Origin of the sequence: Treponema sp. (assembly GCF_024696245.1) — a bacterium.
GTDB lineage: Bacteria > Spirochaetota > Spirochaetia > Treponematales > Treponemataceae > Treponema_D.
Genome location: NZ_JAILGZ010000030.1, coordinates 1 through 14,332 on the forward strand (window position 1 = coordinate 1; position 14,332 = coordinate 14,332).

The following is a 14,332-nucleotide window of genomic DNA, read 5'->3' on the forward strand; positions in this document are numbered from 1 at the left end:
TGGTGCCCTTGCTTCTAATGAAGGTGATGCTATTGAAGCCCTTAAATACGGAGACCTGGCCTTTACCAGAGTTTCTGCATCTTCTGTTTCTGCCTATGTAGATCAGATAAATGCAATTCAGTTTCCTTATCTTTATAAAAATTCAGAACACATGTGGAAGGTTCTTAACGGTGATATAGGTCAGACAATTTTAGGCGGAATAGAAAGTTCTGGTTCCGGGCTTGTTGGTCTTTGTTACTATGATGCCGGCTCAAGAAATTTTTATGTTACAAAACCTGTTTACTCTGTTGAAGATATGAAGGGACTTAGAATCAGGGTTCTTGGAAGTCCTATCATGCTTGATATGTGTACAGCTCTTGGTGCAAAGGGTGTTACAGGTTTAAGCATGACAGAAGTCAGGGGTGCAATAGAAAGAAATAAGATTGATGGTGCAGAAAATAACTTCCCTACTTATCAGAGTAACGGTGACTATTCAATTGCTCCATATTTTATTCTGGACCAGCACACCCGTGTTCCGGAAATTCTTATTGCATCAAAAAAAGTTTTAAGCAGACTGGACCCGAAGGATGTAGAAATCATCAAAAGAGTTGCAAAGCAAACCCAGGAATACGAAATTCAAAAATGGCAGGAAAGAGAAGCTTATTCAGAAAGAGTTGCAAGAGAAAACGGCTGTACCGTAATTCAGCTTTCGGATTCAACCTACTCTGACTTTCAGAAAGCAATGGAACCTGTTTATGAAAAACACGGAAGCAAATACATGAGCATTATAAACTCGATCCGTGCATTACAGTAAAAAAGATTTTCTATTTTTATAGAATGCCTTATTGCAAAAGTTTTTATGCTTTTTGCAGTAAGGCATTTTTTTTTAGAAAAGCATATCCTTAAGGCTCAGGGCATTTAAGGCACCGCTTCCTTTTGGATGATTGTTAAAATAAATCTGCACTTTTTTATCTTCATGTACAGCCTGATTTATTACAGGAATAAATGACTTTAATTCTTCCTGAGAGTAGTCGTAATCATAGCGGGCACTTCCATTTACACTGTCACCGCAAGCATACCAGGCAGCAGCATTTCTTCCATGGAGCCTTATATAAGCAGTGCTTCCTGTAAAAGGAGTGCGGCAGATTTTTCCATCAGGCAGATATTTTAACTGAGGCATATCACAAAAAACTATTGAAGTATTTCTCTTGTTTAAGCCTTCAAAAAGACTTTCCCTTATCCATTCCCTGTGACGGAATTCTACAGCAGAAGGAAGTCCTGAAAATTTCTTTAACAAGGCCGCAAGATAAAAACGATTATTTTCTGTGTAATGAAAACTTTGTGGCAGCTGAAACAAAATAGAGGCAAGACATCCTTTTTCTTTAAGAGGCATAACTGCAGAAATAAATTCATCAGCAGCTGTCTGCCAGTTATAATCAATCTGGTGGGTTAAAAGTTTATTTGCCTTTATACTGAATTGAATTTTTCCTTCTGTCCGATCATACATACTGATCATTCTTTTTGAATCAGGCATATTATAAAAAGTATTGTTTACTTCAAGAGCATTAAATCTTTGTGCATAGTAAGAGAGAAAATCTTTTCGTTTTATATCAGCGGGATAAAAGACACCCATCCATTCAGGATAATCGTAACCGCTTGTTCCAATAAGTATTTCTTTCATCTTTACAAGAAAGTGTTATGCCTGCTCCCAGTCATCATAACTGCGGTTTATGTTAAGGGATTTTTTTTCCGTACGCTTCCCTTTTGCTTTTGGTCCCCTGCCTGATTTTCCACTAAGGGCATTTTTAATATCTGCTTCCGTTAAAAGAGTCATGGACTTCTGGCTGGACAGGCGGCGCTTTCTGCTTTCTGTATCCAGGAGGGATGTATTTTCTGCAGCCTTTATAAGCAGGTCATTTGCAGAATTTGCATGAAGGGAAAAATGAAGGTTATTATTTTCTTCTATAAAGCTAAGGGCTTCTTCTACATCAGTAAAAGAAAGTCCTGCTTTATTTTTACTTTCTATTTTTAAGTTCTGGCGGATTTTTTTTGTAAGTATTGCTTCTGTAATAAGGGATTTATCCGAAAGCTGGGTTAAGGCTTTTGCAATTTCTTCCTGTAACTTATTCATTTACTTCTCCTGAATTTTTTTTAATTGAACTTACAAACAGACCTGCAATTGTAAGAATACTTCCTGCTGCTCCCATAAGAGTAATTCTTTCTCCCAAAACAAAAAAAGCAAATATAATCGTAACAACAGGAATAAGGTATATTCCAAGACTGGCTTTTATTGTTCCCAGTTTATCACAGGCAATACTCCAGGCAGAAAAACAAAAGGCACTTGCTCCTAATCCTAAGAAAGAAAGATTAAACCAGTTTAATGGATCAGAAAAACGTTTTGCATTAGTCCCTGCATCAAGAAAAATCTTTAAGTTGTCAGATGGATTATTCATTAACAGAGAAATAATTGCTATTGGAATCATAAAAATAATTGCCCAGTGAAAAACCCTTCTTGTTACCAGCATGGAAGAAAAGCCCATGGCATTGAGTTTGGAAATACAGATTGAATAGATTCCCCAGCAGACAGCAGCAGAAAGTGCCAGCAGGTCTCCCTTTGGACTTAAATGAAAGACCACTACTCCGTTAAAACTGACTAATGCAATTCCGGAGATAGAAAGAATAAATCCCAGCATAAATGTAAGTGTCAGATGTTTTTCTTTAAGGATAATCTGTGAAAGTATGGCTGCAAATATAGGACAGACAGAAACAATAATACTTACGTTAGAAGCCGATGTATAGGCCAGAGCCATGTTTTCTAAAAGCTGATATGCTGCCACTCCGGAAAAGCCTGCCAGCATAAAATAAAGTTCTTCTTTTTTTGCCTTAACGTGAATTGAATCCCGGTGAAGGAGACGTAAGGCGAGATAAGCCAGAATAAACCTGATAAAAAGAATCTCAAAGGCAGAAAAGCTTTTTAAAAGATATTTTGTACATACAAAGGTTATTCCCCAGATAAATATTGCAAGGCTGGCAAAAAGCAGGCCTGTGATATGATTAGTATTATTCATGCCGGATAGTCTAGCAGAAAAAGACCTTGCTTGCTATTACATAATTAACCATTGCATAAGTTAAACTAAAATGTTATAACTCGATTCATAAATTAAGGGGAGCTGGCGTATCAAGCCGGCTGAGAACAGAATGAATGTCTGGACCCATAACCTGATTTGGATAATGCCAACGTAGGGATATGAACTTCGCATATACAGCGGATATATCTGATAGTGGTATATCCGCTTTTTTTATATTCCGGTATAAAAATGCGGGTACAGTTCCTCCATGGTTAGTCCTGGAGAGTATTCATGAATATCATTAAAAATGTAAGGGAAGCCCACCCTCTGGTTCACTGTATGACAAATTACGTAACAGTGAATGACGTAGCTAATGTAGTTCTTGCATCTGGTGCAAGTCCAATCATGTCCGATGACAAAAATGACGTTAAAGACATTACTTCTATCTGTAATGGACTTTGTATAAATATCGGAACCCTTAACAGCCGTACAATTAAGTCCATGTTAATTGCCGGACAGCATGCTCAAAAGCTGGGACATCTTCTTGTCCTTGATCCTGTTGGTGCAGGTGCAAGTAAACTCAGGACAAAAACAGCCCTTAAACTTATTAAAAAAATTCACTTTGATGTAATTCGTGGAAATATTTCAGAAATAAAAACCCTTGCCGGCAGCAGCTGTTCTACACAGGGTGTAGATGCAAATGACGCAGACCAGATAAATGAAAACAACCTCTATCAAATGATTGAATATCTTAAAACCTTTGCCATTAAAAGCGGCAGCATTATCGCCGTTACAGGAAAAACCGATATCGTAACTGACGGAAAAATCTGCTACGTAATTAAAAACGGTGACAAGGCAATGAAGGATATTACAGGAACAGGCTGCCAGCTCTCTGCTCTTCTTACAGCCTTTATCTGTGCAAATAAAAAAAATAAACTTGAAGCTGCAGCAATGGCTGTCTGCACTATGGGTCTGGCAGGACAGATTGCAAAAAAGAACCTTGCTCCTTATGAAGGCAATGCAAGTTATGCAAAAAGAATAATCGATGCAGTTTACAACATGACTGACGAGATGCTGCAGGAAGGTGCCCTTTATGAAATTAAATAGGGATTCTCTTGCATTATATGCAGTAACAGACCGCCACTGGACTCAAAATAAAAGCCTCTACGAGCAGGTAAAAGAAAGTCTTGAAGGCGGAGTTACCATGGTTCAGCTGAGGGAAAAAAATATCAGCGAAGAAGATTTTAAAAAAGAAGCTTTGGAATTAAAAAAACTCTGCTCATCTTACAAGGTCCCATTTGTAATTAATGATAATGTTCTTCTTGCAAAAGAAACTGATGCTGACGGAGTTCACATTGGACAAAGTGACATGGAACTTATTAAAGCAAGGCAGCTGCTTGGTAAAGATAAAATTATCGGAGTATCAGCTCAGACTCTGGAAGAAGCCCTGGAGGCTCAGGAAAACGGAGCAGATTATCTTGGAGTAGGAGCTGTATTCAATACTTCGACAAAAGATGATGCCATTTATGTTAGTCCGGAAAGCCTTAAAGAAATATGCAGTAAGGTAAAGATTCCAGTTGTGGCAATCGGCGGAATAAATCAGCAAAACCTTAGCCTTCTTAAAAAAAGCGGAATTGCAGGAGCTGCCATAATCAGTGCAATCTTTTCTGCCCCTGATATAAAGGAGGCCTGCTCTAATCTTCTTAAAAAGATAAAGGAAGTAATATGAAAACCGCTTTAACAATTGCAGGCAGTGATTCCTCTGGTGGAGCCGGCATTCAGGCTGACTTAAAAACTTTTACAGCCCTTGGTGTTTACGGAATGTCTGCAATTACTGCAGTTACCGTTCAGAATACCAGGGGAGTTTTTGCAGTTCAGGATATGGATCCGGAAATTATAAGGGGACAAATAGATGCGGTTTTTACTGATATAAGGCCCGACAGTGTAAAGATAGGCATGACCAGCTCTTCTGAAGCAATTGACGCAATAGCAGAGTATCTTGTTTATCATAAGGCAGAAAACATTGTTCTTGATCCGGTTATGGTTTCTACCAGCGGGTCACAGCTCCTTCTTCCCTCTGCATTAAAGGATTTAGAAAATAAACTCTTTCCTCTTGCCACTCTTATAACTCCAAATATTCCGGAAGCAGAAAGACTTACAGCTTTAAAAATCACCAGCAGAAATCATATGGAAAAGGCTGCAGAAAAAATATTTTCCATGTTCGGCTGTAATGTGCTTTTAAAAGGAGGTCACTCTGTTAATGATGCCAGTGACTGCTTTTACGGAAAAAACGGCTTTGTATGGTTTGAAGGAAAAAAAATCAATAATCCCAACACTCATGGAACAGGCTGTACCCTTTCTTCTGCAATAAGTGCAAATCTGGCAAAGGGTACTCCCCTGATTCAGTCTATAAAAAATGCAAAGGGCTTTCTTACCAGCGCATTAAATGCCGGTCTTAATCTTGGGCAGGGTCCCGGGCCATTAAACCATATGTGCAGAATAAAAGAAATATAAAAATAAAAAAGGAATATTACTATGACAAGAAATTATACAACACAGATGGATGCTGCAAAAAAAGGAATCCTTACAGAAGAAATCAAGGCTGTTGCCAAAGAAGAAAATATGGAAGCTCAAAAATTAATTCAGCTGGTAGCAGAAGGTAAAGTTGTAATCTGTGCAAATAAAAATCATAAGTGTATAAAAGCCCAGGGTGTTGGCAGCATGTTAAGGACAAAAATAAATGCCAACATAGGGATATCAAGAGACTGCCGTGATTATGATATGGAAATGGAAAAAGTAAAAAGCGCAGTTGCCCTTGGTGCCAATGCCATTATGGATTTATCCAGCCATGGTAATACTCAGCCTTTCAGACAGAAGCTTGTAGAAGAATGTCCTGTAATGATTGGTACAGTCCCGGTTTATGATTCAGTAATTCATTATCAGAGGGATCTTGCAACTTTAACAGCACAGGATTTTATTGATGTAGTAAGGCTTCATGCTCAGGACGGAGTTGATTTTGTTACCCTTCACTGCGGCATTACAAAAAAAACTATTGAACAAATAAAAAGCAATAAACGCAAAATGAATATTGTAAGCCGTGGCGGAAGTCTTGTTTTTGCCTGGATGTCCATGACCGGTAATGAAAATCCTTTTTATGAATACTTTGATGACATTCTTAAAATCTGCCGGGAATATGATGTTACAATTTCTTTAGGAGATGCCTGCCGTCCGGGTTGTCTTAGTGATGCAACAGATGTATGTCAGATAGAAGAGCTTGTTCGTCTTGGTGAACTTACCCGCCGTGCCTGGGCTCAGGATGTTCAGGTTATGGTAGAAGGTCCAGGTCATGTTCCCTTAAACCAGATTGCAGCAAATATGGAAGTCCAGAAGACAATTTGTTCCGGAGCACCCTTTTATGTTCTTGGGCCTCTGGTTACTGATATTGCTCCCGGCTATGATCATATTACAGCTGCTATTGGTGGTGCCATTGCTGCAGCAAACGGTGCAGCCTTCCTCTGTTATGTAACACCTGCAGAACACCTTGCCCTTCCAAATGTAGAAGATGTCCGCCAGGGAATTATTGCTTCTAAAATAGCCGCCCATGCCGCTGATATAGCCAAGGGTATTCCTGGAGCCAGGGATATAGATGATAAAATGGCTGATGCAAGAAGAAATCTTGACTGGGACAAACAGTTTGAATGTGCCCTTGATGCCCAGAGAGCTAAAGAAATAAGGGATTCAAGACTGCCGGAAGATGACCACAGCGATACCTGCAGTATGTGTGGAAAATTCTGTGCCGTAAGAAGCATGAATAAAGCCTTAAGCGGTCAGATGATTGATATTCTGTAAAAAAAAAGCATTCCTTTTACTTAGCAGCTAAGTCTTAAGGAATGCTTTTTAATGGTGATTTTCCTTTCTTACTTTTCTTTAGATTCAAACCAGTCTTCGATTTTTATGCCTGGATTGTTGTGAAAAAGTTCAAGATAAACCGAATTATGAGTTACAACTGTATATTTATTAAATAATGCAGTTGCAAAAAGCTGACAGGCCTGTGGTGGCACAGCATCAGAAAAATCTGCAAAGTGTGCAGTCATATCAGCAGCTAAAGCGGCTTCATCCCTTTCAAAAGGAACAACAAGAAAATTCAAGCCAAGAGTTTGCAAGCATTCAGACAGAAAGCGTTTTCTGCTTTCATCTTTTTCCAGAATTACACTGGTCATAAGCTCCTGCCAGGTGATTACAGAAATGGCGCACTTACTCTTAACTTTTTTAAATGCAGCCATTACATTTGGATCAGGATTCTTTTTTGAAAACTCTGCAAGTATACTTGTGTCAAGAAGATATTTAATTTCCATATTTACCTCAAAGAATTATTTATTTTTCTTATTTCTTACATTAAGAAAACCATGCCATTTTTCAGAACCAGGGATTTTAAATCCAATATCATCTGGTGCATGATCATAGCAATTCTTTAATTCTTTCAAGTCTGGATTAATTGGAGTGTATTTAGCAACTGTATCGTAATACACCATCGGCTTGAGCACATAACCACGGATTCCCTTTGATGAAAGAAGCATTACAATTTCTTTTTCATCACTTACTTCGAGAATCTTGTCTAAATCTTTGTTGATTTCTTCGATATTTATTTTTTCCATAAAATTTCCCGCCTAAAATATAACACTGTAAATGCTATAAATCAATTTTATTTCAAAATATTCTGCTATATTAAGAAATTTTTTTTTATATTATAATTATATCATGAAAATTATTAATTTAGTAGAAAATACTTCAGGAAATTTTGCCTGCAGGGCAGTTCACGGACTTTCATTTTATATTCAGACTAAAAAGCACAGGATCCTCTTTGATGCCGGTCCGGACAGCGCCCTTATAGAAAATGCTGCTCATTTAGGCATAGATCTTTCCTTAATTGATACAGTTATTTTAAGCCACGGTCATTATGATCATTCAGGAGGCTTAATGGAATTTGCCAGGCTTAACAAAAATGCTGTAATTTACATGCAGTCATCTGCCGGAGAGGATCATTTTGCCTTTGACGGGCCGGATAAGGGCTACAGATACATAGGAATTGACCGGGATATACTTTCCCTTCCCCAGGTAAAACTTATTGATGGAGACCTTAAAATTGACGAAGAACTGTCTTTATTCAGGATAGATAAGCGTACCTACCCCCTTCCTTCTACTAATAAAAGGATAATGCTCCGTAAAAAAGAAGGAGAAACTTTTTCTTACATACAGGATGATTTTGTACATGAACATTGTCTTTTACTGGAAAGCGAAGGTAAAAAAATAATAATTTCAGGCTGTGCCCACAACGGTATCCTTAACATTATGGATGAATATCAGCGCAAACATAAGGAAGAAAAAGCTCCTGATGCAGTTATAAGCGGCTTTCACCTTATGAAAAAGTCGGGTTATACAGAAGAAGATTATAAGGAAGAAGAAGAAATAGCAGGTCTTTTAAAAGCCTGGCCCTGCAAATTTTACACCTGCCATTGTACCGGAGAAGAAGTGTTTGAAAGAATGAAGGCTGTAATGAAAGACCAGCTGCTTTACGTTCACTGCGGAGATGAAGTTACCCTACTTTAAAGGATCGATTTCATAAGTTCCGTTTTTAATTTTTTCCAGCAGCTCTTCTTTTTTCATTGGTTTTCCAAAGAGGAATCCCTGCAGCCTCTGACAGCCAATTCTTTTTAAGAATTCACTGGCTTCCTGGGTTTCTACACCTTCTGTAAGAGTCTGCATTCCTATCTGGGAAGCAAGGTTTACAATGCTCATTAAGATAGGCTGGGCTTTATAATTCTCCGTAAAGCGGGACAAAAAGGCCATGTCTATTTTCATCAGGTCAAAGCTGAAATCTTTAAGTACATTTAAGCCGGAATAGCCTGAACCAAAATCATCCAACCATAGGGAATTACCGTTTTTGCGGAATTCTTCAAGGGCGTGTTTAAGCTTGTCATTACTGTTGCTTAAGGCACTTTCCGTAATTTCTACATGAATATGTTTTTTTGAAAGCCCGTATTTTTTTAAGCATGCTTCAAGTTCCTGAGCCGGATCTGCAAGTTCAAAGTCCAGTCTTGAAAAATTTAAAGATATTGGAATTATATCAAGTCCGTCATTCAAAGCCTTGTTCAAATCACTGCAGGCTGTGTTCATAACGCTAAGGTCCAGTTTATGAATCAGATGATATTCTTCAAGAACAGGTACAAATATTCCCGGGGTAATCATGCCGTAATATGGATCTTCCCATCGGGCAAGGGCCTCTACTCCGCATATCTTTCCTGACTGAGCCCATACTACAGGCTGGTAATAAACCTGAATGTAATTATGTTCTATAGCATGATCAATATTGTTGATGATGTACTGCTTAAGTTTAAATTCTTTTCGCATTACTTCATCATATTCAACTAAGTCACGACCATAGAATTTTTTAATTGTATCGCAGGCATATCTTGCCCGGTCACAGGCCAGGTTTGGAGAAGACATTCTTTCTTTTGGACGATAAATACCTGCCTTAATCCTTAGCTGAACAATGCTTTCTTTTTTCTTTAATTCTTCATTTACAATTTTTATTTTTTCTTCAACAGTATTAACATCTGTCAGGGCAACAAAATGATCATCAGAAAATCGGGAAATAAAATCCTGACCAAAGCCTTTTTTTAATATTCCTGCCAGAGTCCTTAAGAAATTTGTACCTTCTTTAAAGCCATACTTTTCGTTGTAGTTTTTAAAATTAAATAAGTCCATGTAAACAAAGCAGATATTGCTTATGTCATTATTGTCGTTGTTAAGATATTCAATTGAATACCTGTAAAAACTGTGCATGTTAGGCAGCTGGGTAAGTTCATCGACCCGGGATTTATGTTCAAGATAAAGATTTACTTCATTAAGTTTTTCATCTTTTCCTGCTTCTATTTTTTTCTGATGATAAGTGTTAAGGGCTGTTACAAAAAATGCCAGCCATGTGGTAAAGGAATTAACCTTAACGCTTAAAGTAATAGGTCTTATGGTTGACTGAAGGTAAAGATATATTCCAAAGATTGCGCTTAAACCAAAGAAACTAAAGAAGGGATGCCAGATAAAAAGGCTGCCGATTATTGTTAAAACTGTAATAAAGGCAAAAACCTGTCCTGCCATATCTTTACTTGAGTAGGAAATATAAAGTCCGAATACAAGCATTGTGACAGAAAAAAAGAGCCTTAAAAAAGCTCCCAGTTTGTACGCCACGATTTTTTTCTGTAAAAAAAGAATTGCATATATGAACATGCAAACTGCCGTAAAAAGCAGGGTGCTGTAAGCAATGGTATGAGACAAAAGCCAGGCTAAAGTATAGTTGCCGGAATTTTTAATGACTCCGGAAAACATCATAACCAGCATCCATATTTCAAGGACGGCAACAATTACAGAAACAAAAAGACTTGAATATATGTTGGCGGTAAATATGTATTCTCTTTCAAAAGGAGAATTCCTGAACCAGGAGAATATTCTTTTAACAATACTTTTTAATCCTGTAATAACATTCATTTTTCTACTTACAACCTTTCTATTGTTTCAATTTTACTACAGGAATTTCGAATTTCAATTTTTTTTCAGAAAAAATAAAAAATTTTTAAGCTTATTATAATTTATTGCAGATTTTTACAATTTGTTTTAAATCCATTCGGTATTTCTTTTTTTCACTTTTAGATTTTTATGTTCCCCTTTTTACAAGTAAGAAGAACTTTATTCAAATAAAGTGATGCCATAAGTTAATTAACTGAGCCTAAGAAATTATCTGACAGGAGAAAAAAATGGAGACACAAAGAATATCAGAACATCCTATCCTTGGGATTCCGGAAAAAGGCCAGCTTGTAACATTCACAATGGATGGTAAGGAAATGCAGGGATACGAAGGTGAACCCATTGCCGTAGCTTTACGTGCTGCAGGTATTCTTAAACACAGGGAAACTTCAAGACAGCATAAGCCAAGAGGAATCTTCTGTGCAATCGGCCGCTGTACTGACTGTGTAATGGTAGTAGACGGAGTTCCTAATACAAGAACCTGCATTACTCCGTTAAAGGCTGGAATGAAAGTTCAGACCCAGTATGGCTGTTCAGCAGAAAAGAGCTGGTAATTTTTTATAAAGGAGAATACGGACATGGAAAGATATAACTTAATAGTAGTAGGTGCAGGTCCGGCAGGTTTAAGTGCAGCTATAGAAGCAGCAAAGCTGGGCATGTCAGTAATGGTCTTTGACGAAAACCATAAACCAGGTGGACAGCTTTTTAAGCAGATACATAAATTTTTTGGTTCAAAAGAACATAAGGCAAAAATCCGCGGCTACAATATTGGAAGCCAGCTTTTAAAAGAAGCAGGGGATGCCGGAGTTCAGGTAAAACTAAATGCAACAGTTACAGGTATTTTTGATAACAAGGAAGTAACTGTTAAACATGATGATGAGATTCATCACTACAAGGCAGACAGTGTAATTATTGCAACAGGTGCTGCAGAAAACATGGTTCCTTTTGAAGGCTGGACTCTTCCTGGTGTTATAGGTGCAGGTGCAGCCCAGACCATGATGAACCTTCACGGAATTAAGCCTGGTAAAAAAATACTTATGCTTGGAAGCGGTAACGTTGGTCTTGTTGTAAGCTTTCAGCTTTTACAGGCAGGCTGTCAGGTTGCAGCCTTAGTTGATGCCGCTCCAAGAATCGGAGGTTACGGTGTTCATGCAGCAAAGGTTGCCCGTACAGGTGTTCCTTTTTATCTTGGTTACACTATTAAGAAAGTTGAAGGGACAGAAAAAGTAGAAGGGGTTACAATCGGCAAGGTTGATGAACACTTTAAAATTATTCCTGGAACAGAAATTCATTTTGATGTAGATACAGTTTGTGTTGCTGTCGGCTTAAGTCCTATGAGTCAGCTTTTAAAAATGACCGGCTGTAAAATGGAAGACAATCCAAAAAGAGGAGGTCAGGTTCCTCTGGTAGATGAATACGGAGAAACTTCAGTGCCATGTCTTTTTGCTGCAGGTGATGTAAGCGGAATAGAAGAAGCAAGTTCTGCAATGATTAAAGGAAGAATGGCCGGCCTCAGGGCAGCTTATAAACTTGGCTTTACGGAAGAAAGTCAGATGGCAGAAACAGAAGAGACTTATGCAAAGGATCTGGACAGTCTCCGTCAGGGAATGTTTGCTCCTGCCAACAGAGGAAAGCTTATAGAAAAAACTGACGAAGGCATTCCCGTTTCTAAGTGTCTTCTTACAAAAGGTTATGTAGCTGATGACGAAATTGAACGCTACCCTGGCGTAACAAGACAGAGGGGTATTCATCCTGTAATTGAATGTACTCAGAATATTCCATGTAACCCATGTCAGGATGCCTGTAAGAAAAACTGCATTAAGATTGGTTCCTGCATAACAGCCCTGCCTGTAGTTGCAAAAGAAAACTGCGGATGTACAGGATGCGGTATGTGTGTAGCCAGCTGTTCAGGTCAGGCAATCTTTTTGGTTAACGAAGATTTTGAACCAGGCTTTACAAGCATTACCCTCCCTTATGAATTCCTCCCTCTTCCGGAAAAAGGAACTGTGGGAAAAGCCCTTAGCCGCAGCGGACAGATTCTTTGTGATGCAGAAGTTGTAAGTGTAAAAAGTGCGGGCGCCTTTGATCACACAAATCTTCTTACAATGAAGGTTCCTTCTGAATACACAATGACAGCAAGATTCTGGAAATATAAGGAGTGCTAAAATGATGAATGACAGAAGCAGAGATATAGGTGAATTTGTACCGGGACCAGATGACGACATGATCATCTGCAGATGTGAAGAAATCACTAAAGGAGAAATCCGCCGGGCAGTACATGATGGAATGTTTACCATGCAGGAAATCCGCCGTTACCTTAGAGCCGGAATGGGATTATGTCAGGGACAAACCTGTGCCAAACTTGTAAAGAGCATTGTTGCTGCAGAACAAAAAGTAAGCCCTGCCCAGATTACTCCTGCAACAAGCCGCAGTCCTGTAAGACCAACAGAAATGAAAGTTCTTGCAAAGGAGGTACTCTAATATGATGACAAAAGCAGATGTAATTGTAATAGGCGCCGGAATCGTAGGAAATGCTACAGCTTACTATCTTGCAAAAAAAGGAAAGAAAGTTATTGTCCTTGAAGCAAGTGATTATATTGGCAACGGAGGTTCCAGCCGTAACGGTGGTGGTGTAAGACAAAGCGGAAGAAACCCTAAGGAACTTCCCCTTATGATATGGGGTGTAAAAAATATCTGGCCTGGTTTAAGTGAAGAACTTGGCGTTGACACAGAATACACTCAGGGTGGCAACCTTCGTCTTGGCAAAACAGAAGAGCATCTTAAAATTCTTCAGAAGCTTGCTGACGGTGCAAATAAGTGCGGCGTAGAAGTTAATATGATTGATGCTGCAGAAGTTAAAAAAATAAATCCTTACATGAGTGATGAAGTAATTGGTGCCAGCTGGTGTCCTACAGACGGCCATGCAAATCCCCTTACTACAACCCTGGGATTTTATAAATGCGCCCGTGCCTTAGGAGCAGATTTTATTACAGGTGCTCCCGTAAGTAAAATTCTTACAAAGGCAGGAAAGGTTTGCGGTGTAGAAACTCCTGAGCAGATTTTTGAAGCAGACACAGTTGTTGTTGCAGCAGGTTATGAAAGCAATGCAATTTTATCTACAGTGGGAATAAACATTCCTATGAAAAAGCATGCCCTCACCTGTCTTGTAACGGAAGCAGAACCACAAATGTTCAAGCAGATGCTGGGAACTGCCATGGCAGACTTTTACGGACATCAGACAAAGCACGGATCTTTTGTAATGGGAGGAACAGACGGCTTTGACGAAGTTCATCCACGTATTGATGACTCCTACCCTCTTATAGGTTCAAGTATGGTCAGTGCTACCAGCCGTGGTATCCTGGGATACTTTCCTGTATTAAAGGATGCAAAGGTTGTACGTGCCTGGGGCGGCTATGGTGATTTTTCTGTAGACGGAGTTGCCACAGTTTCTAAATGTGACGAAGTTCCCGGACTTTATATTGAATGTGGCTTTACCGGCCACGGTTTTGGTATAGGACCTGCAGCCGCCTTTAACATTGCAGAACTTATAACTACAGGACAGTGCCCTGCAGACATAAGTCCTTTGCGCTACAACAGATTTAAGCCATTTAAATAAGAATAATTCTCTATTTGACAAAATATTCTCAATAAGATAGAGTTAAATTATGACTCAAAGACGTGTCGCCTTAACGGGCAGTCTTTGGGTC

At 38.8% G+C, this 14,332-nt stretch carries 16 protein-coding genes and 1 riboswitch; of the genes, 10 read left to right on the plus strand and 6 right to left on the minus strand.

Annotation, left to right across the window (positions count from 1 at the left end):
• Nucleotides 1-793: TRAP transporter substrate-binding protein DctP (dctP, locus tag K6D58_RS02250; RefSeq protein WP_296827122.1), on the plus strand; the 793-nt coding region annotated here is incomplete at its 5' end.
• Between the two features lie 72 nt (nt 794-865).
• Here dctP and K6D58_RS02255 read toward each other — a convergent pair.
• From K6D58_RS02255 to K6D58_RS02265, 3 genes are read right to left on the minus strand one after another with little or no spacing between them, the layout of a single operon-like run.
• Nucleotides 866-1,660, minus strand: a complete 795-nt coding sequence (locus tag K6D58_RS02255; RefSeq protein WP_296827124.1) for a DUF72 domain-containing protein — start codon at nt 1,658-1,660, stop codon at nt 866-868.
• A gap of 15 nt (nt 1,661-1,675) precedes the next feature.
• Nucleotides 1,676-2,110 carry a hypothetical protein gene (locus tag K6D58_RS02260; protein WP_296827126.1) on the minus strand — a complete coding sequence of 145 codons (435 nt, stop codon included), beginning with the start codon at nt 2,108-2,110 and terminating at the stop codon, nt 1,676-1,678.
• Nucleotides 2,103-3,047: a DMT family transporter gene (locus K6D58_RS02265; RefSeq protein WP_296827128.1), complete on the minus strand. Its 945-nt coding sequence runs from the start codon at nt 3,045-3,047 to the stop codon at nt 2,103-2,105. Before K6D58_RS02265 ends, K6D58_RS02260 begins: the two co-directional genes overlap by 8 nt.
• Nucleotides 3,048-3,132: 85 nt before the next feature.
• A riboswitch (TPP riboswitch) is annotated at nt 3,133-3,242 on the plus strand.
• 96 nt (nt 3,243-3,338) lie between these two features.
• On the opposite strand from K6D58_RS02265, the gene thiM reads away from it, so the two are divergent.
• The 4 genes from thiM to thiC are packed head-to-tail and all read left to right on the plus strand — an operon-like array spanning nt 3,339 to nt 6,896.
• Nucleotides 3,339-4,154: a hydroxyethylthiazole kinase gene (gene thiM / locus K6D58_RS02270; RefSeq protein ID WP_296827130.1), complete on the plus strand. Its 816-nt coding sequence runs from the start codon at nt 3,339-3,341 to the stop codon at nt 4,152-4,154.
• Nucleotides 4,141-4,776 carry a thiamine phosphate synthase gene (gene thiE / locus K6D58_RS02275; RefSeq protein ID WP_296827132.1) on the plus strand — a complete coding sequence of 212 codons (636 nt, stop codon included), beginning with the start codon at nt 4,141-4,143 and terminating at the stop codon, nt 4,774-4,776. The genes thiM and thiE overlap by 14 nt, the downstream gene beginning before the upstream one ends.
• Nucleotides 4,773-5,561 carry a bifunctional hydroxymethylpyrimidine kinase/phosphomethylpyrimidine kinase gene (gene thiD, locus K6D58_RS02280; RefSeq protein WP_296827134.1) on the plus strand — a complete coding sequence of 263 codons (789 nt, stop codon included), beginning with the start codon at nt 4,773-4,775 and terminating at the stop codon, nt 5,559-5,561. The genes thiE and thiD overlap by 4 nt, the downstream gene beginning before the upstream one ends.
• A 21-nt stretch (nt 5,562-5,582) precedes the next feature.
• On the plus strand, nt 5,583-6,896 hold the full coding sequence (thiC, locus tag K6D58_RS02285) for a phosphomethylpyrimidine synthase ThiC (RefSeq protein WP_296827136.1): 1,314 nt from the start codon (nt 5,583-5,585) through the stop codon (nt 6,894-6,896).
• 68 nt (nt 6,897-6,964) lie between these two features.
• On the opposite strand, the gene K6D58_RS02290 is transcribed toward thiC, so the two are convergent.
• Nucleotides 6,965-7,402, minus strand: coding sequence for a PIN domain-containing protein (locus tag K6D58_RS02290; protein ID WP_296827138.1), 438 nt, complete (start codon nt 7,400-7,402; stop codon nt 6,965-6,967).
• Between the two features lie 15 nt (nt 7,403-7,417).
• Nucleotides 7,418-7,702: a hypothetical protein gene (locus tag K6D58_RS02295; RefSeq protein ID WP_296827140.1), complete on the minus strand. Its 285-nt coding sequence runs from the start codon at nt 7,700-7,702 to the stop codon at nt 7,418-7,420.
• Nucleotides 7,703-7,805: 103 nt separating this feature from the next.
• On the opposite strand from K6D58_RS02295, the gene K6D58_RS02300 reads away from it, so the two are divergent.
• Entirely contained in the window at nt 7,806-8,654 is an 849-nt protein-coding gene (locus tag K6D58_RS02300; RefSeq protein ID WP_296827141.1) for an MBL fold metallo-hydrolase, read from the plus strand.
• On the opposite strand, the gene K6D58_RS02305 is transcribed toward K6D58_RS02300, so the two are convergent.
• Entirely contained in the window at nt 8,646-10,589 is a 1,944-nt protein-coding gene (locus K6D58_RS02305) for an EAL domain-containing protein (protein WP_296827142.1), read from the minus strand. The genes K6D58_RS02300 and K6D58_RS02305 overlap by 9 nt on opposite strands.
• A gap of 266 nt (nt 10,590-10,855) precedes the next feature.
• Here K6D58_RS02305 and K6D58_RS02310 point away from each other — a divergent pair, with 266 nt between their 5' ends.
• The 4 genes from K6D58_RS02310 to K6D58_RS02325 are packed head-to-tail and all read left to right on the plus strand — an operon-like array spanning nt 10,856 to nt 14,241.
• Nucleotides 10,856-11,179, plus strand: a complete 324-nt coding sequence (locus K6D58_RS02310) for a (2Fe-2S)-binding protein (protein ID WP_296827144.1) — start codon at nt 10,856-10,858, stop codon at nt 11,177-11,179.
• A gap of 24 nt (nt 11,180-11,203) precedes the next feature.
• Complete coding sequence (locus K6D58_RS02315) at nt 11,204-12,790, plus strand: FAD-dependent oxidoreductase (protein ID WP_296827146.1); 1,587 nt, start codon at nt 11,204-11,206, stop codon at nt 12,788-12,790.
• Between the two features lies 1 nt (nt 12,791).
• Nucleotides 12,792-13,106, plus strand: a complete 315-nt coding sequence (locus K6D58_RS02320; RefSeq protein ID WP_296827148.1) for a (2Fe-2S)-binding protein — start codon at nt 12,792-12,794, stop codon at nt 13,104-13,106.
• A gap of 1 nt (nt 13,107) precedes the next feature.
• Entirely contained in the window at nt 13,108-14,241 is a 1,134-nt protein-coding gene (locus K6D58_RS02325) for an NAD(P)/FAD-dependent oxidoreductase (RefSeq protein WP_296827150.1), read from the plus strand.
• The last annotated feature ends 91 nt before the right edge of the window (nt 14,242-14,332 follow it).